At 55.4% G+C, this 26337-nt stretch carries 22 protein-coding genes and 2 tRNA genes; 6 read left to right on the top strand and 18 right to left on the bottom strand.

Translation table 11 applies throughout. The annotated features are described in order from the left end of the window. Positions 1–72 precede the first annotated feature (72 nt). The 3 genes from AC1AY0_RS00070 to AC1AY0_RS00080 form a co-directional block, all read right to left on the bottom strand. Positions 73–798: a hypothetical protein gene (locus AC1AY0_RS00070; protein ID WP_476525401.1), complete on the bottom strand. Its 726-nt coding sequence runs from the start codon at positions 796–798 to the stop codon at positions 73–75. Between the two features lie 158 nt (positions 799–956). Then, on the bottom strand, positions 957–2351 hold the full coding sequence (locus tag AC1AY0_RS00075; protein ID WP_476524686.1) for a sensor histidine kinase: 1395 nt from the start codon (positions 2349–2351) through the stop codon (positions 957–959). Then, positions 2348–3055 (bottom strand): response regulator, encoded by a 708-nt coding sequence (locus AC1AY0_RS00080; protein WP_476524687.1) that lies wholly within the window; start codon positions 3053–3055, stop codon positions 2348–2350. Before AC1AY0_RS00080 ends, AC1AY0_RS00075 begins: the two co-directional genes overlap by 4 nt. Before the next feature lie 241 nt (positions 3056–3296). Between AC1AY0_RS00080 and AC1AY0_RS00085 the strand changes: the two genes are divergently transcribed. From AC1AY0_RS00085 to AC1AY0_RS00110, 6 genes are all read left to right on the top strand, one after another. Next, a complete protein-coding gene (locus tag AC1AY0_RS00085; protein WP_476524688.1) occupies positions 3297–3797 on the top strand; it encodes a YraN family protein in 501 nt (166 codons plus the stop codon). A gap of 11 nt (positions 3798–3808) precedes the next feature. Continuing rightward, on the top strand, positions 3809–5347 hold the full coding sequence (locus tag AC1AY0_RS00090) for a YifB family Mg chelatase-like AAA ATPase (RefSeq protein WP_476524690.1): 1539 nt from the start codon (positions 3809–3811) through the stop codon (positions 5345–5347). Further along, complete coding sequence (locus AC1AY0_RS00095) at positions 5344–6825, top strand: DNA-processing protein DprA (protein ID WP_081890110.1); 1482 nt, start codon at positions 5344–5346, stop codon at positions 6823–6825. Before AC1AY0_RS00090 ends, AC1AY0_RS00095 begins: the two co-directional genes overlap by 4 nt. 94 nt (positions 6826–6919) lie before the next feature. Further along, positions 6920–8788, top strand: coding sequence for an FAD-dependent oxidoreductase (locus tag AC1AY0_RS00100; protein ID WP_033891773.1), 1869 nt, complete (start codon positions 6920–6922; stop codon positions 8786–8788). A 74-nt stretch (positions 8789–8862) separates the two neighbouring features. Continuing rightward, a complete protein-coding gene (locus AC1AY0_RS00105; RefSeq protein WP_033891774.1) occupies positions 8863–9801 on the top strand; it encodes a succinate dehydrogenase/fumarate reductase iron-sulfur subunit in 939 nt (312 codons plus the stop codon). 59 nt (positions 9802–9860) lie between these two features. Then, entirely contained in the window at positions 9861–10526 is a 666-nt protein-coding gene (locus AC1AY0_RS00110; RefSeq protein ID WP_476503589.1) for an O-methyltransferase, read from the top strand. A 78-nt stretch (positions 10527–10604) separates the two neighbouring features. On the opposite strand, the gene AC1AY0_RS00115 is transcribed toward AC1AY0_RS00110, so the two are convergent. The 15 genes from AC1AY0_RS00115 to pflB all read right to left on the bottom strand — a co-directional run bounded on the left by AC1AY0_RS00115 (position 10605) and on the right by pflB (position 26315). After that, a complete protein-coding gene (locus AC1AY0_RS00115; RefSeq protein ID WP_152597231.1) occupies positions 10605–11375 on the bottom strand; it encodes an LOG family protein in 771 nt (256 codons plus the stop codon). A 2-nt stretch (positions 11376–11377) separates the two neighbouring features. After that, positions 11378–12661 carry a Na+/H+ antiporter NhaA gene (locus tag AC1AY0_RS00120; RefSeq protein ID WP_476503588.1) on the bottom strand — a complete coding sequence of 428 codons (1284 nt, stop codon included), beginning with the start codon at positions 12659–12661 and terminating at the stop codon, positions 11378–11380. Between the two features lie 112 nt (positions 12662–12773). Next, complete coding sequence (locus AC1AY0_RS00125) at positions 12774–13976, bottom strand: MalY/PatB family protein (RefSeq protein WP_476524694.1); 1203 nt, start codon at positions 13974–13976, stop codon at positions 12774–12776. 210 nt (positions 13977–14186) lie between these two features. Then, a tRNA-Arg gene (locus AC1AY0_RS00130) sits at positions 14187–14260 on the bottom strand. Positions 14261–14293: 33 nt separating this feature from the next. Further along, positions 14294–14367 (bottom strand) — tRNA-Arg (locus AC1AY0_RS00135). A 131-nt stretch (positions 14368–14498) separates the two neighbouring features. After that, complete coding sequence (gene clpX / locus AC1AY0_RS00140; RefSeq protein ID WP_476524695.1) at positions 14499–15815, bottom strand: ATP-dependent Clp protease ATP-binding subunit ClpX; 1317 nt, start codon at positions 15813–15815, stop codon at positions 14499–14501. A 100-nt stretch (positions 15816–15915) separates the two neighbouring features. Beyond that, positions 15916–16620 (bottom strand): ATP-dependent Clp protease proteolytic subunit, encoded by a 705-nt coding sequence (locus AC1AY0_RS00145; protein WP_033891780.1) that lies wholly within the window; start codon positions 16618–16620, stop codon positions 15916–15918. A gap of 5 nt (positions 16621–16625) precedes the next feature. Beyond that, positions 16626–17243 carry an ATP-dependent Clp protease proteolytic subunit gene (locus tag AC1AY0_RS00150; RefSeq protein WP_152597232.1) on the bottom strand — a complete coding sequence of 206 codons (618 nt, stop codon included), beginning with the start codon at positions 17241–17243 and terminating at the stop codon, positions 16626–16628. Positions 17244–17348: 105 nt separating this feature from the next. Further along, positions 17349–17726: a transcriptional regulator gene (locus AC1AY0_RS00155; RefSeq protein WP_476524698.1), complete on the bottom strand. Its 378-nt coding sequence runs from the start codon at positions 17724–17726 to the stop codon at positions 17349–17351. Between the two features lie 47 nt (positions 17727–17773). Further along, positions 17774–19171 (bottom strand): chloride channel protein, encoded by a 1398-nt coding sequence (locus AC1AY0_RS00160; protein WP_476524700.1) that lies wholly within the window; start codon positions 19169–19171, stop codon positions 17774–17776. Positions 19172–19309: 138 nt separating this feature from the next. Beyond that, entirely contained in the window at positions 19310–20695 is a 1386-nt protein-coding gene (gene tig / locus AC1AY0_RS00165; protein WP_033891784.1) for a trigger factor, read from the bottom strand. Positions 20696–20751: 56 nt separating this feature from the next. Continuing rightward, positions 20752–22056 (bottom strand): HRDC domain-containing protein, encoded by a 1305-nt coding sequence (locus tag AC1AY0_RS00170; protein WP_476524701.1) that lies wholly within the window; start codon positions 22054–22056, stop codon positions 20752–20754. Further along, complete coding sequence (locus AC1AY0_RS00175; protein WP_033891786.1) at positions 22053–22706, bottom strand: DUF3000 family protein; 654 nt, start codon at positions 22704–22706, stop codon at positions 22053–22055. The genes AC1AY0_RS00170 and AC1AY0_RS00175 overlap by 4 nt, the downstream gene beginning before the upstream one ends. 159 nt (positions 22707–22865) lie before the next feature. Then, the gene (gene pflA, locus AC1AY0_RS00180) at positions 22866–23747 is read right to left on the bottom strand and encodes a pyruvate formate-lyase-activating protein (RefSeq protein ID WP_214376357.1); all 882 of its coding nucleotides are present in this window, start codon (positions 23745–23747) and stop codon (positions 22866–22868) included. Positions 23748–23939: 192 nt separating this feature from the next. Then, on the bottom strand, positions 23940–26315 hold the full coding sequence (gene pflB / locus AC1AY0_RS00185; RefSeq protein WP_476525403.1) for a formate C-acetyltransferase: 2376 nt from the start codon (positions 26313–26315) through the stop codon (positions 23940–23942). Positions 26316–26337 lie beyond the last annotated feature (22 nt).

A 26337-nucleotide genomic window follows, 5' to 3' on the forward strand; every position in this document is an offset into this window, starting at 1 on the left:
ATCCTCCCCACCCTGATACCGTCATGTACCGCATCGCCATTGATGCAATTGACGCAACGGATGCAACGGCCCCTAGTTCAACGGATCGGTTTGGCATTGCCAGAACTGCTGGGCTTTGCTGGAGTCGTAGTCGGGATTTCTACTGCCGTCGTCGTTGTATTCCATGTATACGTGGAAGGATTCGTTCCATTTGCGGGTTTGCTCGAGTATCTGATCGTCCGAAAGCCCCTCGGCGTTGGTCACCTTCAACGCCAGATAATCCTCTTCGCTGATGGGTTTGGGCAACAGATCATGCTGCTGCAAACATGCATAGGTTTTGCGTTGCCATGCTTCAGCATCAAGGTTATTCGGATTGTCTTGCAACGCGTCATATATGCTCTCCACATTGAACAAATCCGTTTTGGCGGCGCACTCGGTGTTCTTCTGATTCATTTCCTCAGAGGTAAGACCGCTAGCACGCACTGGGGAAAGCTGGCCTTTCGTGGCCACCAGCCCATATGGGGCAAGGCATTCGTTCTGTGCGTCATATATTTCATTCAATTCCGCGTCGGTGATTTGGCAATCCTCCAAAATCCGTTTGGCGAGCTGCGTTGTGGATTGCTCGTATGCATGCTTGAATTCGCTCGCATACGGGCCTTGGAAATCCGGAGCTTTGCACGCGGCGACAGTGCCCGCATGCTGACCATCGCCGCTTGCGCCCGCGGTCTTGTTCGTCGGACTCCCGCAGCCAGCACATATCAGCAGCATGGACACAGCGACGAACGCAGCCATGCGTGAAACACCATGGTGAATGCGCATAGTATCTACCTCCCCCATCAAGTATGTTGACTTCTCTGTCTGATTGTGAGTGTAGGCGTTGTCTCGCGGAAAACGGCACACTTCTGTAGTCGCAGAGATTACATGGATTCGGATTCGCAGCGCACTGCGCGCCTATGGCACATACATCGGAAACTGTGTTATGGTCGACTCCCCTGCCGAACGGGTTGTGCCGTGCTGCGTGTGGGAATGCGCGCATACAGCACCCAGTCGCCATCTTCGGCTGTGGTGTTGAACTCACCGCCGAGACCGGCAATGATTCGCCTGTGCATGTCGAGCCCGCTGCCGTGAGGTTTCAATTCGCCTGCACTGTCGTATCGACTGCTCTTTGCCATCGGATTGGTTTCCATGATTTCGATGGCTTCTGCGCGCAACGTGACCATGCAATAGTATTCACCGAGTCCTACGCTCATATGTCGCGTGATGTTGGCGGTGATTTCGCCAATGAGCTTGGCGGCGGTCTCAATAGCTTGAGCGGAACAGTCGGAGGGAAGCGAACCGCGCGATTCCATGGAACCAACGAATCCCAGATGAGTGAGCTTGGTTTGGGCTCCATGTAGAGCCTGCTGGATTGTTTGTTGGGTAGGTGGTTCGTCAGGTTCCTGATTGCTGGAATGATAATCACTCCCCCGCGATTGGCGTGCGGCGTTTGCGATTGATGGAGTGTCTTCTTGAGTTATCGAACCACTACGGCTATCGGCCCGTTCGAGCAAATCGATGACATGATGGATCTCATCAAGCACGGATAGCGCCTGATCGTTGACGAATTGCCAATCCTGTCGTGCACTTGTTTGACTGGCATCATCGCCGATGCGCCGCAGCTCGCGTTGTGCAGTCAATGCAATATAGGAAAGCCCACCGCTGGCGGAATCATGAATGCGGGAAGCAAGCCGCGTATTGCGCTGCAATGTATCCAACTGCCATTGTTTGCGTTCCAACACCATCGCCTGTTCGCGGATTTCATCGCGCTGCTTGCGCCAGCGGAACGACATGCCACCCATGGTGGCGAGCGTGAACATGCCGATGTAATTGACCATGCCTATCCATGTGGCGGAAAGCGCATTGAAGGTATTCAATGCCACTGGCACGCATTCGGCTATCGCTACAGTGAGCAACGCTGCAATAGCCACCGGAATCGTGCAATCGTAGCCGATAATGGCGAGCGCCAGATATGCCGCCCACAGCGGATTCGGACCGGACAGATCAAGTACGAACAATCTGGCCACTACGGTGATGATGATCACCCATCCGGAGGTTCGGGGAATGAACGGCGACAGGATGATGGCGATGACCGACAGCCCTGAGAAGAGGAAATTCAACGGGTAGATTGGCGGGATCACCGACCATTCCACCAAGGTTGCCGCGAGCGCGAATGCTGCGATAGCAATGCGAAACCAATGTGATCTGAGCCACCGTACTATCTGCGACGTGCCTGCCGGCCATCGTGAATCACCGCTGGACTGTTTGATGCCATCGTGCGATGGCGTCTGGGCTGCGGTGGCTTCCGCTGCGTTTGGAGTCTTTCCGCGGCTCATCGCTCTTCCTCCGAGGCTCCGGTCCATAATGCCACGGCCGCCCCACGCGAGATGACGCCAAGCTTATGGATGGCACGGGTGAGGTAGGTTTTGGCGGTGGACGTGTTGACCTGCATGTCGTGAGCGATTTGTTCGGTGGTGAGTCCTCTTGAGCACAGGTTCATTGCCTCGGCTTCACGGTCGGAGAGCAGGAACTGCCTTGGCATGCGTTGACTGTTTAACCGGGCGTGTGCGGCTGGTGCGGTTTGGAATCCCTCTCCCCATGTGCCGCCGGCTGCCACTGTACGAATCGCTTCAATGATGGGCACTTCCACGGATTTGGGCACAATGCCTTGTGCTCCGGCTTCGGCGGCTTTGCCGGAATACACGGCGAGTGAGAACGAGGTGACGGCCAGTATCATGACGCGGGCGGTTTTGATACGAATGGTTTTGCAGACCACAAGACCGGAAAGCTCGTCCATCGACATATCCGTCAGCAACACGTTGGGACTTTGCCTCGGGTCGAGGCAACGGGTGACCGCTTCCCTACCGGATGTGGTTTTCCAGAGGATACGAGCCTCGGGCATCAATTCACTGATGGACCGTTCGAGGAACGCCAAAGAGAATGCGTCATTATCCACCAGACCGATGGTGACGATAGGTCGTACGGATTGCTTCTGCTCCTCATGCACGTCTGCCTGATTGGTTGCTGTTGCATCGCTCATGATGATTTCCCCATCCTCCGGCTTCACTGCCGACCCCTATGAGTCACGCTAGCATTGTTGAGCATGCAACATGACCGTTTGTTGTCATCTCACGGATTACATAGCTGCTAAGGGTCTTAACAAACGGTGGATAACCCGTATTCCATCCACACGTTATCCACAACACTCCAAACTGCGTCATAGTATCCACATTTGCCGGTTGCGCTTGTGCAGCGAATGCTTCAGCCCTCACAGTGGATACATGAGCATTTCCATATCACCGCAGATTACGGAAGTCGGCATAGCCGCCGAGCCGCACTACCAACAACCCATGTTGGATTCGCCTCTTCATGGTGAAGAACAGCCATTACATCACCTTGCCGTTGCCATGGCTGATTCCGCCTTGTCGCCAAAACAGTTCGGCAAGCTTGGCGAACAATATGCCACAGCTTGGCTTGAACAGCAAGGATGGCATACATTAAGCCGCAACTGGCATACCCGGTATGGCGAACTGGACATCGTGATGATGACACCAGATCGCACCATTGTGTTCGTGGAAGTGAAATCACGGCGCAATGTGCATTACGGCATACCACAGGAGGCGGTGACACGAGCCAAACAGACGAATCTTCGCAGAGCCGCCTGCGAATGGCTAATCGATTCGCGCAATCGCATACCCCATTCAGGAATTCGTTTTGATGTCATCACCATCGTATTGAGCATGGGCTCTCCCACGGTTCATCACATTGCAGGAGCATTCTGAAAGGAATCACCATGCCTATAGGAAGCACACTGTCAGTGGGGCTGATTGGTTTAAAGGCCTTCATTATCCAAGTGCAGGCATTCGTCAGCCCAGGGTTGCCGTACTTTTCCATTATCGGACTGCCGGATACGTCATTGTCTGAAGCGCGCGAGCGCGTGAAATCCGCATGCCAAGCAAGTGGGTTTTCGTGGCCGCAAACCCGAGTCACCGTGAATATGAGCCCTGCTTCAGTGCCGAAACGTGGCTCCTCACATGATCTGGCCATAGCAGCCAGTGTGCTGTGCGCGTCGAATGCCATCAGCCACGATTGTCTGGAAGATACCATCGTGCTTGGCGAGGTGAATCTCGATGGTTCGGTACTGCCGATCCATGGTTTGCTGCCCATCATGCTGCATGCTAAGGAACGCGGTATCCATAAGCTCATCGTCCCCTATCGCAATCTCGATGAAGCCGAGATGATGGAAGGCTTGGATGTTATCGGCGTGCAGCATGTTGGTGAGCTTATCGAGCTCTTGGGTGGTAATGCCACGTATCGAATACCGGATCTCCCTCAAAACGGTGAAGAAGCCATTGCGGACTCATTACAGATTGCAGACGCGCAATCCTGCGGCGATATGAGTGAAGTGTTAGGCCAGGAATACGCCAAATGGGCGTTGCAGGTAGCGGCGGCAGGCGGTCATAATCTCATCATGACTGGCCCTCCCGGAGCTGGGAAAACCATGCTGGCTTCACGCATGCCCGGCATCATGTGCCCTTTGAGTGAGGACGAGCAGCTGGAAGTCGCGTCGATTCGCTCGTTATGCGGCACATTACCCCACTACGGCATCACGGATATACCACCCTTTGAAGCGCCGCATCACACTGCCACCACGGCAGCATTGGTGGGAGGTGGCAGTGGCTTAGCCACACCGGGGGCCATTACTCGAGCGCATCGCGGCATTCTCTTCCTCGATGAGGCTCCGGAGTTCAGTGCTCGAGCCCTGCAAACCATGCGTGAGCCTTTGGAATCCGGATATATAGCATTATCTCGTTCAAAAGGCAGCACGTATTATCCGGCTTCATTCCAGCTCATCATGGCAGCGAACCCATGCCCGTGCGGATACTATTACGGCACCGGCGAGCGCTGCACATGCAAGGAAAAGGACCGTATGCGATATTTCTCCAGACTATCCGGCCCGATTCTCGATCGCGTTGACATTCAACTCTCCGTACCACCCGTCTCGCGCATCGCACAACAGCATGAACCTCAAGGAGAAACAAGCCAAACTATCCGCAACCGTGTGATTCAAGCTCGGCAAACAGCAATGCGCCGGTTCAAACAGTTCGGCTGGACGTGCAATGCGCAGGCATCAGGAAAATGGCTGCATGCCAATACTTCACTGAAAGCCATGGAATTGGTGAATGCGGCGTTATCGAATCATCAACTCACCTTACGCGGCGCAGACCGAGCTATGAGACTTGCATGGACGCTTGCCGATCTGGATGGAAGAACCAGCCCTACTGAACAGGATGTTCATCAAGGCATTGAATTGAGAACGAGGATGTCATGAGCGAACAACACACCGCAACAATGCCGATACTGTCACGCGATGCCATATTCCGAGCGGCGCTCACATTCTGCCTTGATGGAGCTGACGCGTCAATGTATGCCCTGTTCAAAAGCGCCAATAGCGCGGAAACCATATGGCGTGTACTAGCTGAATCTCACCCCAGCAAACCATCCAATATATGCGCTTCGGCAATGAATGAGCTGGAACGCATGTTTGCCGAAGGACTGGTTCGATGGGGCCGCAAGCCTACTGCAGGCATGATGAAAACATTTCGAACCGCAGTGGCGAATTGGCATAACCGTATGCAGGACTTGCCCGATATGAATCCGCTGGCACTTGCCGACTGGTTTACTGTGGATGGAACCCAATGGATCGTCACGCCAGGCAGTCCCTGCTGGCCCAGCCAATTGGAAGATCTGGCCATTCGATCCGATTGGGCGCCACCATTATGTTTATGGGGCAAAGGCGACCCGCGAGCACTCACCAGCTGCTCCAAACCCTTAGGAATCGTCGGCTCCCGCGACGTAACCGAATACGGTAGATATGTTGCTCATACTCTGGCGGAACAAGCCGCGGCTTCCGGCCATCTCGTGGTTTCGGGAGGAGCCATGGGCACTGATGCGGCAGCCCATTGGGGCGCGCTCAACGCAGTCCATGGGCGCAACCAACTCACCGTCGGACGAACGGTCGCAGTATTCGCCGGAGGCCTCAACCATATGGGTCCGATGCGCAACCGCACATTGTTCGAACGAATCGAAGCCCAGTCAGGCGCGTTAATCAGCGAACTCTGCCCGAATGTGGTGCCTGAAGCAAGACGTTTCCTCTTGCGCAATCGAATTATCGCCGCGCTCTCATCAACACTGGTGGTGGCTCAAGCCCGGTTACGCTCCGGCGCCTTGAATACGGCAGGATGGGCATGCGAACTCATGCGCGAAGTCTATGCCGCACCAGGAGATATCAATCAGCCAGTCAACGCTGGATGCAACAAAATCATCAGCGAACAGAAAGCCGTACTGCTCTGTGCGGCCACCGCCATCGAAGACATATGCCATGAAGCACATCCTCCCATCATGGCTTACGGTGAGTCTGAAGCATCTGCGCAACAAACAACCGAATCATCACGCGCAGCATCATCGACTGCCGGCTTCAGTCATTCGGCGCATACGGAAAACACCACGTATCCATCACAAATGCCAGATTTACGAGCTCCATCGGAAACGAACCGCGTACTCCGACGCGCACCAATACGAATCAGTGATCTGCCGGAAACGCAACGGATGATGGTGTCGCTGATTCGCGAATGCAACAAACGCCATCTTGTTACCACGCCCGACGCATTGCTGCGAGTGGCGCGAACCATCGCAGCTGACGACATTCCCGATATCGCAACCGTATTGGAACTACTGGGAACAATGGAACTCAACGGTATTGTGGAAAGGAAGGCCGATGCCATGGTCTTAAGCGAATTCGTCGCCTGATACTCCTCGCCACACGCCACTTTCCACACGCGCATTGCATGGAAGTAGATCATCCCCACCTGAGCTGTTCGCCGGGTGTGCGAGAATCAAACCCATGAGTCCGAAACGTTTGGAAGATATGTATGATGCGGTGATCATCGGTGCTGGAGCAGCCGGCCTGTCCGCGGCATTAGGGTTGCTGCGCTCCCCCGAAATCACTGATTTGCAGGAGCAAGGCGTAGAGCCAAAAATCCTTGTGGTATCCAAATTGCAGCCGTTGCGCTCGCACACCGGATCTGCGGAAGGTGGCATTGCGGCCAGCCTCGGCAATATTGAATCCGATGATTGGCATTGGCATTATTACGACACGATTAAGGGTGGCGATTGGCTGGTCGATCAGGATGCGGCCAAGCTGCTTGCCGAGTACGCGCCGGAAACCGTTATCAATTTGGAACGTCAGGGTGTGGCCTTCTCTCGTACTGAGGACGGTCATATCGCGCAGCGCCGTTTTGGCGGTCATACGCGTGATTTCGGTGGTGAGCCGGTTAAGCGTGCCGCCTATGCGGCCGACCGCATTGGCCATCAGATTCTGCATACCCTGTGGCAGCAGTGTGTGGCGCAAGGTGTCGAGTTCGCTGAAGAATGGTATGTGACCGATCTGGTGCTCAGTGAGGAAGGAACCAAGGCGGCCGGCATTGTGGCGTTTGACACGCATTCCGGCAAGATCCAGGCTATTCATGCGCGCAATGTGCTGATTGCCACAGGTGGCGCTGGTCGACTGTTCCACACCACTTCCAATTCTTGGGATTTGACTGGCGATGGTATGGCGCTGGCCCTCACCGCTGGTTTGCAGCTTGAAGACATCGAGTTTGTGCAGTTCCACCCCACTGGCCTTGCTCACACGGGTATTCTGCTCTCTGAAGCAGCCCGAGCCGAGGGCGGCATTCTGAGGAATGCAGACGGCGAAGCGTTTATGGAACGCTATGCGCCTGAACATAAGGATTTGGCGGCTCGCGATGTGGTGTCTCGTTCCATCATGGCGGAAATCGATGCCGGTCGCGGTGTGGCTGATCCGAAGGATCCGAATGGTCCGAAGGATTGCGTCTGGCTGGATATGACGGGCATCGACCCGGAACGTATGAAGCAGGTTCTTCCTCAGGTGGTGGAGACCATCGAGCAATACGCGAATCTTGACCCCACCAAGGATTTGGTGCCGATCAAGCCAACCGCGCATTACACCATGGGTGGCTTGCCCATCACGACGGATGGTGAAGTGTACCGTTGGGATGGCGAACACCGTTCTGTGGTCGATGGCCTGTTTGCAGCCGGTGAATGTTCGTGTGTTTCCGTGCATGGTGCCAACCGATTGGGCGGCAATTCCCTGCTTGACGCGTGTCTTTTTGGTACTCGTGCCGGCCGCGCATTGGCTGACCATATTGCGCACAACCCGGTCGACTCCCCCATGTCGGATGATTCTCTTGATGATGATCTGATTGCCGCAGTTGATCAGGCGGCGCATGCACGCACTGACGAGCTCAATACCCTGCTGCAAGGCTCTGATGATGCGGCATCATCGGCTGCCGAAGACGATGTGAATGCCTACGCATTGATGTCTCAGCTTGGCTCGGTTATGGAGCGCGCTCTGGCGGTGCGTTGCAGTGCTGAAACCATTGCAACGGCGCGCGAACAGTTGGAGGAAACCATTACACCTGCGGCTGAATCGCTGGTCGCTCATGACAAAACGGCTGCCTTCAACCAGGAGGTCACGGCCATTTGGGAAACCCGTCATCTCATCGAATTGGCGGAAGCCGTGTTGACCGCTTCCGATGCACGTCAAGAATCTCGCGGTTCGATGCGCAGGCTTGATTTCCCTGAACGTGATGATGAGCATTTCCTGGCTCATTCGATGGTGGACCGTTCCAACGCGGTTACGTTCAAGCCGGTAGTGATTACTGACTACCCGCCAAAGAAGCGCGAATACTGAGCCGCCTAGGGCTTGTGGCACAATAGGTTGGCTGATTAGTCAGATAATGACGCACTGTTTCATGGAGGACAAGCATGGTTGAGGCGAACAACACAACGGTTACCTTGCAGGTGCATCGTTTTACGCCGCGTCCCGAGCGCGCGGAACGTGCGCGCGGAGGCAGCCCGTTCGCCCGTAAGAGTTCCCCGTTCGGCGGCGGCTCAGATAATGCTGCACGCCGCCGCCCGCGCGGCAAGCAATGGGTGCAGGAATATACGATTCCTGCCCGCCCGGAAGATACGGTTCTCGACTGTCTGCTGACCATTAAGCGAACGGTTGACCCCACGCTTGCTTTCCGCTATTCCTGCGGTCATGGCATGTGCGGTTCGGATGCAGTGGCCATTAACGGCACTCCTACCCTATTGTGTACGGCTTCCATTCGCGATTGGGCCAAGCAGCCCGGTGCAATAGCTCAGGTGGATGACGAAGGTTTCCGCCATATCGGCACTGACGAGGATGCCGATACTGGCGAGGAAGCTTCATCGGCGGATGCCAATTCGCTGGGCGTTATCGAACTCGCTCCTCTGCCTGGATTCCCGCCACAGCGCGATCTTATCGCCGATATCGACCCGATGCTCAATCAGATTCGCAAACTCACCCCGTATCTTCAAGCCGATGGCGTACTGGCCACCACTGCTGAAGGTAAGGTGAACGCATTCGAATATCTGCAGCATCCGGAGCAACTGGCCAAGTACGAGACGCTCAGCAACTGCATCGCTTGTGGCGTATGCGAAGGCTCCTGCCCGGTGTTTGCCGGTGGCGACGCATTTATTGGCCCTGCTGCACTGATTTGGTCGTCTCGATTCATCAATGATTCGCGTGATACCAAGGCTATGGAACGCATGGATGCCATCGATACTGCCGATGGTGTTGCAGCATGCCAGTCCGTGCGCGCCTGCTCTCGACACTGCCCGCGCGGCATTGATGTCGGCGAGGAAATGTGGCAGATCGTGGCTAAGGTTCGAGAACGGTAAACTGCACATCAGGAATGCAGTAATGCTCACAGTACGAGCACGACTATAGAGGAACGATTATGGATAAAGCGCAGTATACGAATCTCGCCAAAGCATGGGAATATACGGAAGAGCATGCCCGTGAACGTGAGCTGCCATCGATTGCTGCAGTACGCGAACGTGCTGAGCAGTCCAGCCAACCGCAGGGACCGGCAGCACAAGCTCAACTGTTGTCTATGCTCGTGCATATTACTGGTGCTTCGTCGGTGATTGCCGTGGGTACGGGTTCTCTTGTGGAAACCGTGCAACTGGCTCATGCTTTGAACGGCAACGGGCAACTTACTGCCGTTGATTCCACCGCGCAAGGTATTGCCATGATTCGCAAGGTATTTGCCGAATTGCAGGACACTACTGATATTTCACTGCGTGCGGTGAATGCACCGGCAAGTGTGTTCCTACCAAGGCTGAATGCCAATGATTACGACATGATTGTTGTGGCCGGTGACGCCGCCAACTATGCCGCCACATTCGCACAGGCATCTCGACTACTGCGCGCGCATGGCATTATCGCTTTTACCGACGTGTTGGCGTTGAGCTCTGATAATGGTGGCGTGCTGGACGCCGCTGATCGCAGCGCTAAGGCGACTGCTATGCGCGAGCTCATTGCCACGGTGGAAGAGAATGACGCATTCGAATCCACGCTGACTCCTGATGGCACGGGTCTGCTGCTTGCAGTCAAGAAGTGAATTCGGTTCCTGCGCAATCTACGCAGATTTTTTGCCCTAGAGTTCTCGTTGTCAAGAGGGCTCTAGGGCAAAATCGTATCAGTGAATCGCGCTTGTGGCGATTGCCACAGCCTCATCTGGATCATCGGTGATAGTCACCAGATGCGGGTCGATTGAGGAAATCATGCCGTGTTCTTTCACTGACCCTTCCAGCCAGTCGAAAAGCCCTTGCCAGTAGGACTTATCGAACAAGACAACGGGCATATCCGCCACTTTATGGGTCTGCACCAGTGTCAGAACTTCGAACATTTCATCAAGCGTGCCGAATCCTCCCGGGCAGATGATCACTCCGGAGGAATACTTCACGAACATGAGCTTTCGCACAAAGAAGTAGCGGAAACTCATACCAAGATTCACGTAATCGTTGATCCCCTGCTCATGAGGCAGTTCGATACCGAGGCCTACGGATTTTCCTCCAGCGAGGAATGCTCCCTTATTCGCGGCTTCCATGACGCCAGGGCCGCCGCCAGTGATAACAGCGATGTTCTTACGTGCAATCGCCTCCCCCATCCGCACAGCGGCCTCATATTCGGCTGTCTGAGGTTTGATGCGTGCCGAGCCGAACACCGCAACCGCTGGACCGAGTTCGGCAAGCGCCCCGAAACCGTCCACGAATTCGGATTGAATGCGCAGCACACGCCATGGGTCCATGTGCAGCCAGTCAGTGTCCGCTTCGGCTTTCAGCAGATTCGCTGTGGTGTTATCCGAAGGAATCATCTGTCCACGGAGAATCACCGGTCCACGATGGTATGTGTTTCCTTGCGGAGAGAATTCATCATCTGCTGATGGCGATTGCTGATTCTGCATCATTATTAGTCTTCCTGCGAGGCCATCGCTTGTTCGTATTGTTTGGATTGACGGCTTAATAATATGCCGGAAACTAGTGCGGAGACCAGCGATCCCACCAGCACGCCGAATCGTGCCTCAGCGGACAGTTCCGCATTGCTGTACGCCAAGGATGCGATGAGGAAGGATACGGTGAATCCGATACCGCAAGCGCATGCCGTGGGAATCATGTCCCTGACGCGTAAGCCTTTAGCCATTTTCAGACCACCGACATGAGTGGCAAGCCAAGCCGTAACAATAATGCCCAAAGGTTTGCCTACGGCGAGCGCCACCACCAGTGCAATCACCAGTGGGGAAAGCATTAATGCTGGGGTTAATTCCTCGAAATGCACACCGGTGGCGAACAGTGCGAAAATCGGCAACGCCAGCAGTGCGGAGAACGGCTGCAGTTTGGTCGCGTAGCGTTCTGCTCGCGGCGTGGTCTCACCATACATTTCGCGCGATGGCGTGGACAGTCCTACCACGACGCCAGCCAGCGTGGGATGCACACCAGCTTCAAACATCATGATCCATGCCAAAATACCGACCAATCCCACGGCAATCCACGGTACTCGCCGCATACGAACCAGGAAGGACCATACCACTGCGCATACGGCGATACCGATGAACCAGTACCACGCGTTCACCGAGGAGAAGAACACTGCGATCAGAATAATCGCCAGCAAATCATCCACGGTGGCGAGCGTCATCAAAAACGCGCGAATCGATCCCGGCAATGCCTTGGCAAACAAGGCGAGCACGGCCAGGGAGAATGCGATATCGGTGGCGGTTGGAACCGCCCAGCCATGCGCCATCTCACCAAAGGGGATGCTGCTTCCTGTTGTGGTGAGAATCAGGCTACCGACTTGGCCTGGCCCGTATTGGGAGAACACGGCGATAGTCGCAATAAATAGCAGCGGCGGAGCCAGCATGCCACCCACAGCACACAGCATGGGCACAGCGGCCGCCTTGGGATTGGACAGTGAGCCGGTGGTGAGCTCCTGCTTCAATTCAAGGCCGACGGTCAGGAAGAAAATGGTCAGCAAACCATCTTGAGCCCAATGGCCGATAGGCAAATCAATATTGGTGTGCGGTATGCCGATATGCGTTTCCGCAATGGTTTCAAACAGATGATATGTCCATGGAAGATTGGCGCATACCAAGCCGATTAATGCAAATCCGAGCATAATGAGGCCAGAGATGCGATCAGATGCGGCAATCCGCTTGATTACGCTCCACACGCTCCGCTTGGTATCTGTTCCAGCCATCATTACTCCTCGTCTACAGGCCGCACCATCATGCGGTCAAACCGACTATCCATATTACGGTAAAGCCCGGGAACAGTTCCGCCCCGGGCTGAGTAGTGATGTGTCGAATACTGCGTTAGTGGCGATCAGCTAATGCTTGTTCGATATTGTTCAGTACGCGTTCCAGCAATGCTGTTGGGCATGCCAGATTGACGCGCTCGAAGAAATCGCCGGAATGGCCGAATAACGATCCCTCATCGAACCAGACTCGGGCCTTGCTGCGCAGGAATTCGCACTGCGCTTCCGGAGAGGCAAAACCGAGACCTCGGCAGTCCAACCATGCCAGGTAGGTGCCTTCCGGCTCGATAAGACGGATGCCGTCCACACGATGGGTGAATTCGCGGACCACATTCACATTGCGCTCGAGCACCTTCAAGAGTTCATCCAACCATGCTTCGGCATGGTTATAGGCAGCTTGGCAGGCCACTAGACCAAAATGGCTGACCGTTAATCCGCCGATGTTTTCAGCGGCAATATCAAAACGACGCTTCAAATCAGGATTAGGGATAATAGCGTTCGAGCACAGCAGGCCAGCCAGGTTGAAGGTTTTAGTCGGTGCGGTGAACTCAAAGAGGATATCCGTGTACTTGCTGTCGAGTGTGCCGAACAGCGTGACCTGGTGCCCTGAATGGGCAAAATCCGCATGAATCTCATCGCACAGCAGATACACGCCATGCTTGAGGCAAATATCACCGATTCTCGTCAATTCTTCAGCGGTCCACACGCGGCCTACCGGGTTGTGAGGGTTGCATAAAATCATGGCAGTGCAGCGCGGGTCGGAAGCCTTCTCCTCCAGATCGTCAAAGTCGATCTCATATCGCCCGGCTGCCTCATGCAATACCAGTTCGTTGTCCAAAATGGTCAGGCCATTGCGTTCAGCCGCAAAAGTGAACGGATAATAGACCGGACGCTGAATGATGACCTTGTCACCAGGATGCGTGACCGCTCGCAGCGCGGTATTGACGGCCGGCATCACGCCGTCAGACAGGCTTACCCAAGATGGATCCACAGTGAAGTGATGGCGGCGCTGCATCCAGCCAACAAGTGCAGCAAAATAATCATCCGTGGCATAGTCATAGCCAAATACATCGTTCGCAGCAGCCTGAGCCAAAGCTTCCACGATTTCCGGAGCCGGCTTAAACTCCATATCGGCCACGGAAAGCGGAATCACATCCTTGGATGCGGGGCCCATTGCCTCTTCAATCATGTGCCATTTGATTGAGGTAGAGCCATGTCGCTCAAGAACCGTATCGAAATCATATCGAGACTGCTGCGTCACTGCCTGTCCTTTCCCTTCTCTGCACTCCTGCGACGATGTTAGCAACGGGCCGCTGTGAGGTTTGGGGTGGGGTGCCGGACACACTCAAGGCCGTTCGGCCAAGCTTACGGTCCTGCACCCCACCCCAAACTTCACAGCTCCTGTGTACAAAAGCAAAAGCGTGTGAAATTGGAAAAGCCTCGGAAGCATTTCGCTTTCGAGGCTTTATCGTGCGCCAGACAGGATTCGAACCTGCGACCTGCTGATCCGTAGTCAGCTGCTCTAATCCGCTGGGCTACTGGCGCATACCGCTGTTTTGCCTCGTGCGGTGCGAGGTGTGCGCCAGACAGGATTCGAACCTGCGACCTGCTGATCCGTAGTCAGCTGCTCTAATCCGCTGGGCTACTGGCGCATGTTGTCGTTCAGACAACTCGATTTATATTACCCACTCTTTCGATTATCGCAACTCGGCGTGTCGCAGTGCGTGAACTTCTTGGAATCGGCGTTATTTCAAGCTTTTCACACCTGTATCAGCCATATTGCTTATGCTTCACGGCGTTGATTGATTTCTTCAATTTGCACGGCTTGGCGAAGCAGTTTAGGGCTGCTCGCACCGGTGACGCTGGCTTTATCAACAATTACCTGCTTGACATCGTCAAGGCCAGGAATCTGGAACATCGTATCTTGCAGGGTTTTCTCGATAATGGATCGCAATCCGCGAGCACCTATGCCCTGCCCTATAGCAGTTTCAGCAATAGTACGAATCGCCTGGTCGGTGAATTCCAAATCGACACCGTCCACAGCGAATAACTTACGGTATTGCTTAATCAGCGCATTGGCTGGCCGGATAAGGACTTCAACCAAATCATCCACGTCAAGATCGCGCAGCACACTGGTGACCGGCAGACGACCAATAAATTCCGGCAGTAGACCGAATTCGGATAAATCATCGGCGTTGACCTGCTCCAGTAATTCAGCATCGTTGAGGTCCGCATCATGCCAGTTCGTGCCGAATCCGGTTTCTCGCCGGCCAAGCCGCTTGCGGACAATGTCAGCAAGCCCCACAAAAGCGCCACCGCAGATGAACAGGATGCCACGCGTGTCCATTTGCACCGTGTCTTGATCCTTATGTTTACGGGTGCCTTCCAACGGTACTGAAGCTATGGTTCCTTCGAGGATTTTCAGCAACGCCTGCTGCACGCCTTCGCCGGAAACATCTCGGGTGATGGATGTATTCTCCCCTGATTTGCGGGCTATTTTATCGATTTCGTCGATGTAGATGATGCCGTGCTGCGCGCTGCTGATATCTCCATCGGCCGCTTCCAGCAACCGTTGCAATACGGTTTCCACATCGTCGCCTACATAACCGGCCTCGGTCAATGTAGTGGCATCAGTAATAACAAACGGCACATTCATGACGCGCGCCAATGATTGCGCCAAATATGTTTTGCCTACACCCGTAGGGCCCAGCAATAAGATATTGGATTTGGCGACCTCAACATCGTCCAGGGCATTGCTTCGAGTATTGTTGCCGTCCAACTGCGCGGCTGCTTCACGCAGCTCCATGTTGACGCGCTTGTAATGGTTGTATACGGCTACAGACAATGTGCGTTTGGCGTCTTCCTGACCTACCACATACCGGTTCAAATATTCGAAAATCTGTGTTGGCTTAGGCAGGCTCAACGAGTTGACTTCAGCGTCTTTGACTCGCTCCTCGGAAATAATGTCTACGCATAACGCGATGCATTCATCGCAGATGGACGCATTCGGTCCGGCCACTAGTTTCTTGACCTGACGCTCGGTTTTGCCACAAAATGTGCATCGTGGTATGTCATCGTTGTAGCTCACCACACGTCCCATGAATGCCCCTTTGCGCTTGTTTGCATGATCTGTTTGCCATGCATATATGAATGCGTGTGGCTCCCTGTTCATTTGGGAACCACACGCAATGGAATATCATTTACTGGCGGTGTTCCAGCACCTCATCCACAATGCCGTAATCCTTGGCTTCAGGTGCGGTCAGGAACGTGTCCACCTCGATGTCGCGGCGGATCTTCTCCACGTCCTGGCCGGTGTGCTTAGCCAGCGTGTTCTCCAGCCATTCACGCATGCGCAGCATTTCCTTGGCCTGAATCTCGATTTCCGTGGCCTTGCCGAAGCCCTGATCAATAGCCGGCTGGTGAATGAGCACACGGGCGTTAGGCAGCATCAAGCGCTTGCCCTTAGTGCCGGATGCGAGCAGAATAGCTGCAGCGGAAGCCGCCTGGCCCAGGCACACAGTCTGCACATCGGGCTTGATGTACTGCATGGTGTCGTAGATAGCGGTCATTGCAGTCATCGAGCCGCCAGGAGAGTTGATGTACATCATCACATCACGGTTCGGATCCTGGGATTCCAGCACCAGCAGCTGTGCCATCACATCGTCGGCGGAGGCGTCATCCACCTGTACGCCAAGGAAGATGATGCGATCCTCGAACAGACGGGAGTAAGCATCCTGAGTCTTCATGCCATACGGGGTCTTCTCCACGAACTGCGGCATGATGTAACGGTTGGTCGGCATTTGGGCAGCCTGTGCACGCGCGGCGGCCGGCATGAAACCGACTACGCCCTGGCGGCCGGCCAGTCGGTCGGCGCGGGCGGCGAACTTTGCTTCTTCACTTGCCATATGTCTCACTCCCCCTTATTGCCGATGGTGTCCGGCGTGGTAACGAGCTTGTCCACAAAGCCATATTCCAAGGCTTCCTGAGCGGTGAACCAGTGATCGTATTCGTTATCGCGGTAGATTTCCTCAACGGTATGACCGGTCTGCTCAGCGGTCAGCTCGCTCATGGTCTTCTTCATGTCCATGATGAGCTCAGCGTTGATGCGCACATCGGTTGCAGTGCCGCCGATGCCGCCAGAAGGCTGGTGCATCAGCACACGTGCGTGGGAAGTCAGGTAACGCTTGCCCTTGGTACCAGAGCTCAGCAGGAACTGGCCCATGGAAGCGCACATACCAAGACCAACAGTTGCCACGTCAGGCTCGATCAGCTGCATGGTGTCGTAGATGGCCATGCCGGCAGTGATGGAACCGCCCGGAGAGTTGATGTACAGCCAGATATCCTTCTTGGGATCTTCCGCAGCCAGCATCAGCAGCTGAGCGCAAATACGGTTGGCCATATCATCCTTGACCTCTTCGCCCATCCAAATGATGCGGTCTTTCAGAAGACGGTTGAAAATCGGGTCGACAGGGCCGGCCGGGACGTCATCGCCCGCCATAACCGGCAAGGTCGCAAAGGTATTGCTCACCTTGAAACTCCTTCTAATAACTCGAACATTGTTCAGACTACCGCCTTGAAGCGACTGACAGCGTATTTTTGCCTGTATTTCGGCGGCTAGCGTAGGCGTTGACGATTATTCCAGCGTATCGAGGACGTCATCTACCAGAAGACGGGTTTGCGGGCCTTCGCCTTTGAGCCTGGGGAAGCGTCGTTCAGCGTTGGCCGGGCTTGCTCCAGCCGCTCTTGCGACATTCGATTTGCTTGCCCCGTGTGCCACTGCTTTTTCCGCAAGCCGGTCCACAAGAGAATCGGAGACCTGACGCATTTGTTCCGCCACCCATAATTGGGCCATTTCTGTGGGAAGATCGTAGTCTTCGGCCACGTCGCTACTAGCTTCCTGAATGGCCGCCCATAACACCATGAACGGCTTGCGATAATAGGAGATCTGTTCCGGTAACGGTTCCGAAGCCAACGATTCCAAGGCTGCGCGGATTTCGGTGTTTTCAGACATATCCCTCTCCTCGGCTCCCCTCTTCAGAGGGGGAGCCAACAGACTACCTACTGACGGCTCAGCATCCACTTTGAGACCAGTGCGGATGCAGCCACAGCCAATCCGACCGGCACAAAGAAGGTAATAGGGGCTTCGCATAATTCCATTACCAGGCACATGGCCATCAGCGGTGCTTGTTGGGAGGCTGCCAGCAATGCCGCCGCACCAATCAGAGCACACGCCGTCACCGAGTCGGCCGGAAATGCCAGTATCCACAGCAGTCCCAGCATGGCTCCCAATGTTGAGCCCAAGGCAATACCCGGCTGAAGTACGCCGCCTGAAGCTCCCGAACGAATGGTCATCAGAGTAACCAGTGCTTTTGCCACAAAGGTTATCGCCAGAACACCGAGCAGCATGCCGATATGTGCCTGAGACAACGGGAATCCTGCGTTCAGTGCCGAGCCAGCCGTGCCGGATACATTGCCGCTGCCAGCAAGTAGCGCCCACGGCGAAGAATCCGCCGATGCCACGGATTGCGAGGCACCAGAAACTGTAGAGGTTTCGGGAATGAACGTGCTCAATCCCAGTTGCGCAGCCGCTCGACCGTTGCCCATCACCTGTGGTACCACCATCGCCACCGCACCGGTAATCAAGCCGGCCAGCGGCATTTGCCACAGTATTGCCTTGGACTTGGGTTTATGGGATTCAGCCCATGAGGAACCTTTACGGAACAATGCGCCCGCCACGCCGCAAGCAGCGCCGCATATCAAGGCGAACAGCATCAGGCTCGGCGTTGATGAAGGCTGCATGGCGGTGATGTCGTAGAACGTGTGATGTCCTTTAATCGAAGCTGCCACGAATGCGGCCATGGCAGACATGCCAAGACCGAATGCCACTTTTTCCAATGTCACATCAACGAGCAGAATCTCCACGGCGAAGAACATACCGGCCAACGGTGCGTTGTAGACGCCACCTAAGCCAGCGCCTGCGGCAACAGCCACCACCATACGGCGGTCAATGCCATCATTGCCCTCAATATGGAACAGATCGCAGAATCGCTGCGCCAACATGGCGCCAAGTTCTCGCGGGGCGACTTCTCGACCGATGGAAGCACCAGAGCCGACGATGAAAATCTGCAGCACCACATGCAACACGGTTTGCCAAATCGGCATGCGCTCCCCTGCCACAGCTTTCTTGACGGAAGGAACCGTAGTGGTTTTGTTGCGCAGAAAATACCAGATAATGCCAGCGATGGTCAGGCCGACAGTCACAGCAATCATGCGCCGGATGGCGGGTACGCCAAATGCGCCGGGGATATCGGAGCTTTCAATAAACCCGAGCATCACATGTTCTACGCCATACAGCAATAATGTGAGCAAACCTGCTCCTGCGCCAATCAAAGCACCGAGCACAATAGTCGCAGCTGTAAGCCAACCGAGTCGTTTGGCTGTGATGGTCGATTGCATAGTTATGCCTGCTCTCTTTGAATCAGCAACACTGTAAGCAGTCTTACTCAAAAACTAAAAGTAACGCACATACAAAAGCCCGGAATCGTACACACGATTCCGGGCTTTCATTACGCTATATGCGCCACAGGATTACGCTCACTCAGCGTCAGCAGCCTGGTCCTCATCGGACTTGGACAGCTCGTCAGCCACAGCGGCGGCAGCGGAAGCAGCCTCAACGGACTCAGCTTCTTCGTCCTCAGCGGCGTCACCCAGGAAAGCGGAGAGGTCCACGACCTCGCCATCAGCGGTGAACTTGACGGCGCGCATGCCGGCGAGCAGGCCCTTGGAGCGGCCGACTTCCTGCACGGCGGAACCGAGCTGGCCGTTCTTGATGATGGCCTGGATGAAGGCGTTCGGATCCATGCCGTACTGCTGGGCGATGGAAGCGAGGAAGTTGAAGACGTCGGACTGGGAGACCTTGACGTCCAGTTTCTCAGCCAGAGCGTCGAGCACCATCTGATCGCGCAGATCCTTCTCCACGGTCTTCTCGGCTTCGTCCTTCTGCTCCTTGGTGGCCTTCTCCGGATCCGGAGTCATGCCCTTGAGCTGCTCTTCGACCATGTTGGCCTTGACGCCCTTCGGCACCGGAATCTCGAGGCCTTCCTGCAGCTTGGCGATGAAGGCATCGCGAGCTTCGGTGGCCTGACGGCCTTCGGCATCCTGGCCAGCGGCCTTGCGGATGTCAGCCTTGAGCTCTTCGAGAGTATCGAACTCGGAAGCTTCGGAAGCGAACTCGTCGTTCAGCTCCGGCAGCTCTTCAGCCTTGACGGAGTTGACCTTGACCTTGACCTGAGCCTTCTGGCCTTCGTGCTCGCCAGCTTCCAGCGTGCCTTCGAAGGTGGTCTCTTCACCTGCGGACAGGCCGTCGAGAGCCTCATCCAGGCCGTCGAGCATGGTGTTGGAACCGAGCTCGTAGCTCACGCCTTCCTGGGAGTCAACGACTTCGCCGTCGATCTCAGCGGACAGGTCGATGTTGGCGAAGTCACCCTTGGTGGCCGGGCGATCAACGCCGACCAGGGTACCGAAGCGCTGGCGCAGAGCTTCCAGACGCTTGTCGACATCCTCATCCTTGACTTCCGGCTTGGAGATGGCGATTTCCATGCCGTCAATTTCCGGCAGCTCGATGACCGGGCGACGCTCAACGGTAGCCACGAACTTCAGCTTGGTCTCATCCTTAGCGGACTGCGGGACTTCCTGCACGTCGAACTCAGGCTGAGCCATTGGGCGAATCTGCTTCTCCTCGAGAGCCTTGGAGTACAGCTCCGGCACTGCGTTGTTCACGGCCTCGCCGGCGACGGCTGCAAAGCCGATGCGCTGGTCGATGATCTTGCCCGGCACGTGGCCCTTACGGAAGCCGGGAACGTTCACCTGCTTAGCGATTTCCTTACGGGCCTCATCCAGGAACGGGTTGAGCTCTTCCGGTTCAACAGTGACGGTGAGCTTCACCTTGGTGGGCTCGAGGTTACGAACGCTGATCTTCACGCTAATGACTCCTCAAAAAAAGTCGTTAATTCTTATAATCTGCCGTTAGGCAACCTCTACATGATAACGCCACTTACGGACGGTGCAATAAGCTTCACCTGCCAGTTTCGTGCGCCTTGCTCATAGAGGAAGTCCATTACGTCAATCATGCCCGGGTCTTCCACCCAGCAAAGATTGCGTACAATCTGCGGTTTGATAATCATTTCCGATGGCGTGCGCGTATCTTCTGCAATCTGGTTGATGACTTTGCGCACACGCTGCAAACGCTCGTATCGATCCGGGTGGCGCTGCTGCCATAGTTTCATTGACCGCGGCGCATTGACAACACCATTATCATCCGATTGTTCAGGAACCGGCATTGCCGGCCATTCGGATGGTTTGAGCGCAAGAGCTCTATCAATGGCACCTTTCCATACCTTTGGTTTCACAATGCGCTGAATCGGAGCGTATCGTTCGAACATTTTGTCTTGTTCGGTACCGGTATGCATGCGCACACGTTCATTCAATGAACGCAGCATACGGAATTGTGCCGCATTGTGCGGTTTATGAGTGGCTGCTTCAATGATTGACGAGTCAGCCAGCAGCAACGATGGTGAAATATCGTATTGTTTGGCGAGTCGATCGCGTTCTTCCCATAGTGATTTGGCAACCGCCAATCCTTGCGGGTCTTTGCTCAACTGTGTGATGCGCGAAATACGCAGCCATGGCACAGGATGCGGCTTTCGGGGAGCAAGCCCCTTATGCAATGCATAGGAGAATTCCTCTTCCGCCCACTCATCCTTGCCTGCGGCTTTGAGATCGCGGCGCATCAAAGTTTCAAGCTCGATAAGCACTTCGACATCCAAAGCGGCATAATTACGCCAATCCCTCGGCAATGGGCGGTACGACCAATCAGCTGCGGAATGTTCTTTGGCCAACGTAATGCCGAGATAATGTTCGGTAACCGCAGCCAAACCGAAGCGATGAAGCCCCAACAGTCGGGCGGCAATCTCCGTATCGAACAGTGATTGAGGTTTCAATCCGATATCTGCAAAACCCGGTAAATCCATCAATGAGTCATGCAAAATCCAGGTGGCATCTCCCACGGCCTCATTGAATTCATTCCAATCCGCACCAGCCGCAGTCAACGCAACAGGGTCGAGCAGCACAATGCCAGCGCCCTCGCGTTTGAATTGAATCAACCAATCCTCATGACCATAGCGGAATCCGGATGCACGTTCGGCGTCTGCGGCCAAAGAACCGTTCGCCTCAGCTAGCGCTTCACAGGCTCGATGGTATTCCTCGAGTGTCGCGGTGACATTAGGCACTCCCCCACGAGGTTCTTTCAATAGCCGTGGTTGGGTGTCGCGGACGTCACTCACCTGTCGTCAGCCTCCTCAAAGCGAACAGCGGATGTTATGAATGCGGCCCACGAGTTCACTTGTGCGCCGGCGTCCATAGTACCGTCCGGGCCAGAACCGTCAAGCGGAGTCCAGGAGACACGAATCTCACACCCTGCGCTGGTGGTGCCGGCTAACGTACCGAATGCCGTGTTCTGATTAACGGTTACCGTGCCGGAAACGGAGTCCGGTTCAACATTGTCGAGATAATCGCACATATCATCCCAGTACATGCCAGGAGTCAAGGAATCATTTTCTTGAGCTTCAAGCGGCAATCTGGCGAACGCCACACATCGCCATCGCGATCCCCAATCGGGGCGAGGTGTATTGCAGTACAGCACCATAAGCCAGCCTGTAGCTGAGCGCATGGCTGCATAATCCATTGCATTGATGTCTCGGCTTGCGCCTTCGTGATGTGCTGAACTATCTGAATTATCCGCTTCAAGTTCCACGCCAATGCCGTAATCCGCCAAGGTGGAAGGCACTGGAATTTCGCGATAGCGCACGCCGGCGATTTTGGTAATACCGCTTACTGATTCGACTGCAGCCCAGAGCTCATCCGGCACACCTTGAGGGCGCAAGGGCTGCCCTTCATTGGGCACACCCACAGGAAATGCGTAGATGTCAGCCATATCTCTAGGCTACGAGCGAACTGAGAAAAACGCGGTATTGACGCGTGCGGCACGCATAAATTTACGGAATGCCGCAGCTCCCCTCTTTTGGGAGGGGAGCCGGATATGCAAATGCACCAAATGCACAATACTTCGTCAGTGCACGGCTTAATGCGCCGTTTAATACACAGTGAAACCGTGGTCCTTGAATTGGTTCGCCACACGTTCGCGGGTGGCGGCATTCGGACCCTTCTGATTCTCCAGCGGGTATGGAATACGCAACTCGTGCCACTTCGGACGGCCCAACTGATGGAAGCCGAGCACATCGATATGTTCTACGGCATCACCAAAGGTCTCACAGATCTTGGCTACGTTTTCCACATTCTCCTCGGAATCCGTAAGGCCTGGGACAAGAACAAAACGAACCCAGATTTTCTTGCCGGCCTTCGCCAATCGTTGACCGAAATCAATAGTGGGCTGCAGCAGGCCGCCGGTCACCTTATGGTAGGTTGCCTCATCGCCTGATTTGACATCCAACAGGCACAAATCGATGTCTTCCAACATTTCGTCAGTGTAGTTGGTGTTGAGGAAGCCGGAAGTATCAAGGCAAGTGTGCACGCCCATTTCCTTAGCAGCGTGAAATACTCGCGACACGAAGGCCGGCTGCATCATCGATTCTCCACCGGAGAAGGTGATGCCACCATGCGTGGCTTTGAACAGGTCCTTGTAACGGTCGACTTTCTTAATCATCGCATCCAGATACACCGGCTTGCCATCACGCATTTTCCATGTATCCGGGTTCTGGCAATACTGGCAACGCAATGGGCATCCGGACATGAATACGGTCATACGAGTTCCCGGGCCATCCACGGATGTGTTGATATCCCAGGAGTGTACGAATCCGATGTCACCGGATTTCAGCGCCGCGATACGGTCTCGCCTGTCTAGACCGATAGGTGATTCAAAACCGGAAAGGCCACCCATCAATGTCTGGGATGCATAAGTCTTGGATTCGCGCAACATGTGGCGCGTAGTGGTACGGAACTGGTCGTCGGGCATCATTGTCCTCCTGTTCCTGCAAGTGATGCTATTCGCTCTGTGTTGTTCGGCCAGAGCTCAACCTTCCCCTCAATCATGTTGTGCTGATTCTTCTTTGGTGAGGGAAGCCAAAAATGAATCTCATAAGGAAGGGGTGGGACTTGCCCACCCCCTTCATCGTTCTACCGTTTCACACGGTTGGTGTCAGTCGACAGATCAGTCGGTGACAGCGCCCTGGTGGAAGGTACGGGAGATCACGTCGAGCTGCTGCTCCTTGGTGAGCTTGACGAAGTTCACCGCGTAGCCGGAGACGCGCACGGTCAGGTGCGGGTACTTCTCCGGGTGCTCAACTGCATCCTCCATGGTCTCCTTGCGCAGCACGTTGATGTTGGCGTGGTAGAGGCCGTGTCCGTTGCCGGCGTCCAGGATGCCGACCAGGTTGCCGATACGCTCTTCTTCATCGCGACCCAAGCCATCAGGGGTGATGGTGTTGGTCAGCGAGATACCGTCGAGAGCATCGTTGTAGTCGATCTTGCCGACGGAGAACATGGACGGCAGCATGCCGTGGGAATCCATGCCGTTCTCCGGGTTGGCGCCCGGAGCGTACGGGGTGCCCTTCTTGTGGCCGGACGGGAAGGAACCGGTGTTCTTACCGTACTCCACGTTGGAGGTGATGGTCAGGATGGACTGGGTCGGGACTGCACCGCGGTAGACCGGCAGGCGCTTGACCTGGCCCATAACCGTGGAGACAACCCACTTGGCGATGTCATCAGCGCGATCATCATCGTTGCCGTAGATCGGGAACTCGCCGTCGGTGCGGTAGCCGACGACCAGATCGTCGTCAGCACCTTCGACGTACTCGTACTCGTGGCCTTCGAGGTTCTTGGCCTCGGCATTGGTGATCGGGTACACCTTGGCGTACTTGATAGCAGCCAGGGAGTCAGCGGCAATGGACAGACCGGACATACCGCAACCAAGGGTACGGTACACTTCCTTGTCGTGCAGAGCCATCTCGATGGACTCGTAAGCGTACTTATCGTGCATGTAGTGGATGATGTTCAGGGCCATGACGTAGGTCTCGGACAGCCACTCGAGAGCCTTCTCGTAGTTGTTCTTGACCTTCTCGTAATCCAGGGAACCGTCGGCTTCCGGCTTGATCGGGTCGATAACGCCCTTGTCGATGACCTGCATGCCGGTCATCTCATCGCGGCCACCGTTGATGGCGTACAGCAGAGCCTTGGCAGAGTTCACACGAGCGGCGAAGAACTGCATCTGCTTGCCCACGCGCATCGGGGAGACGCAGCATGCGATGGCGGCGTCGTCGCCCCAGTGAGAACGAATTTCCTTGTCGGACTCGTACTGGATGGCGGAGGTGTCAATGGAGATCTTGGCGCAGAAGCGCTTGTAGCCTTCCGGCAGCTTCGGATCCCAGAAGATGGTGATGTTCGGCTCAGGGCCAGGTCCAAGGTGCTCCAGGGTCAGGGTGTTGAGCAGACGGAAGGAGGTCTTGGTGACCAGCGGACGGCCGTCATCGCCGAAGCCAGCGTCGGACCAGGTTGCCCAGTACGGATCGCCGGAGAAGATGGCGTCGTAATCCTTGGTACGCAGGAAGCGCACGATACGCAGCTTCATGACGATGTTGTCGATGAGCTCCTGAGCGTCGGTCTCGGTGATCTTGCCGGCCTTGAGGTCGCGCTCGATGAAGCAGTCGAGGAAGGCGGAGTTACGGCCGAAGGACATTGCGGCGCCGTCCTGGGACTTGATGGAAGCCAAGTAGCCCATGTAGGTCCACTGCACGGCTTCCTGAGCGGTCTGAGCCGGGCGGGTCAGGTCGAGGCCGTACTCGTTGCCGAGGTTGATGAGCTGCTTCAGAGCCTTAATCTGCTCGTCGTGCTCTTCACGGAAGCGGATCCAGTGCTCGATCTCCGGCTCGGTGAAGTCGTTGCGGTACGGCACGGAGTCCTTGTCGCGCTTCTTGAAAGCGATCAGCTTGTTGACACCGTACAGAGCCACACGACGGTAGTCGCCGATGATACGGCCACGGCCGTAGGCATCCGGCAGACCGGTCAGAATCTTGTTGTGGCGAGCGATCTTGATCTGCTTGGTGTAGACGCCGAAGACGCCATCGTTGTGGGTCTTGCGGTACTTGGTGAAGATCTTCTTGATCTCCGGATCCGGCTCCTTGCCAGCTTCACGGATGGCCTGCTCGACCATACGCCAGCCGCCGTTCGGCATCATGGCGCGCTTGCACGGCACGTCGGTCTGAAGGCCGACAATCACGTTGTCGACTTCCGGGGAATCAATGTAGCCAGCCGGGAAGGCGTCAATGCCGGCCGGGGTGTGGGTATCCACATCGTAGACGCGCTGCTTGCGCTCTACTGCCAGGTAGTTGTCGTCGAGGTACTTCCACAGGTGCTTCGTCTTTTCGGTGGCAGGTGCCAGGAAGGACTCGTCGCCCTCGTACGGGGTGTAGTTCTTCTGGATGAAGTCGCGAACGTCAATATCCTTCTGCCAGTTACCCTCGGTGAAGCCTGCCCACGCCTTTGCGTCGAGCTCCTCCTGGGAGACAGCTGCATTCTCTACTGCGGTCATGTCACTCCTTTAGTGGGGTTGT

This window comes from Bifidobacterium sp. LH_416 (genome assembly GCF_056357055.1).

What these genes read in the sequence shown, in the direction of transcription:
- AC1AY0_RS00070 (WP_476525401.1), bottom strand. Translation starts at nt 798, where the DNA reads ATGCGCATTCACCATGGTGTTTCACGCATGGCTGCGTTCGTCGCTGTG.
- AC1AY0_RS00075 (WP_476524686.1), bottom strand. Translation starts at nt 2,351, where the DNA reads ATGAGCCGCGGAAAGACTCCAAACGCAGCGGAAGCCACCGCAGCCCAG.
- AC1AY0_RS00080 (WP_476524687.1), bottom strand. Translation starts at nt 3,055, where the DNA reads ATGAGCGATGCAACAGCAACCAATCAGGCAGACGTGCATGAGGAGCAG.
- AC1AY0_RS00085 (WP_476524688.1), top strand. Translation starts at nt 3,297, where the DNA reads ATGAGCATTTCCATATCACCGCAGATTACGGAAGTCGGCATAGCCGCC.
- AC1AY0_RS00090 (WP_476524690.1), top strand. Translation starts at nt 3,809, where the DNA reads ATGCCTATAGGAAGCACACTGTCAGTGGGGCTGATTGGTTTAAAGGCC.
- AC1AY0_RS00095 (WP_081890110.1), top strand. Translation starts at nt 5,344, where the DNA reads ATGAGCGAACAACACACCGCAACAATGCCGATACTGTCACGCGATGCC.
- AC1AY0_RS00100 (WP_033891773.1), top strand. Translation starts at nt 6,920, where the DNA reads ATGAGTCCGAAACGTTTGGAAGATATGTATGATGCGGTGATCATCGGT.
- AC1AY0_RS00105 (WP_033891774.1), top strand. Translation starts at nt 8,863, where the DNA reads ATGGTTGAGGCGAACAACACAACGGTTACCTTGCAGGTGCATCGTTTT.
- AC1AY0_RS00110 (WP_476503589.1), top strand. Translation starts at nt 9,861, where the DNA reads ATGGATAAAGCGCAGTATACGAATCTCGCCAAAGCATGGGAATATACG.
- AC1AY0_RS00115 (WP_152597231.1), bottom strand. Translation starts at nt 11,375, where the DNA reads ATGATGCAGAATCAGCAATCGCCATCAGCAGATGATGAATTCTCTCCG.
- AC1AY0_RS00120 (WP_476503588.1), bottom strand. Translation starts at nt 12,661, where the DNA reads ATGATGGCTGGAACAGATACCAAGCGGAGCGTGTGGAGCGTAATCAAG.
- clpX (WP_476524695.1), bottom strand. Translation starts at nt 15,815, where the DNA reads ATGGGACGTGTGGTGAGCTACAACGATGACATACCACGATGCACATTT.
- AC1AY0_RS00145 (WP_033891780.1), bottom strand. Translation starts at nt 16,620, where the DNA reads ATGGCAAGTGAAGAAGCAAAGTTCGCCGCCCGCGCCGACCGACTGGCC.
- AC1AY0_RS00155 (WP_476524698.1), bottom strand. Translation starts at nt 17,726, where the DNA reads ATGTCTGAAAACACCGAAATCCGCGCAGCCTTGGAATCGTTGGCTTCG.
- AC1AY0_RS00160 (WP_476524700.1), bottom strand. Translation starts at nt 19,171, where the DNA reads ATGCAATCGACCATCACAGCCAAACGACTCGGTTGGCTTACAGCTGCG.
- AC1AY0_RS00175 (WP_033891786.1), bottom strand. Translation starts at nt 22,706, where the DNA reads ATGGCTGACATCTACGCATTTCCTGTGGGTGTGCCCAATGAAGGGCAG.
- pflA (WP_214376357.1), bottom strand. Translation starts at nt 23,747, where the DNA reads ATGATGCCCGACGACCAGTTCCGTACCACTACGCGCCACATGTTGCGC.
- pflB (WP_476525403.1), bottom strand. Translation starts at nt 26,315, where the DNA reads ATGACCGCAGTAGAGAATGCAGCTGTCTCCCAGGAGGAGCTCGACGCA.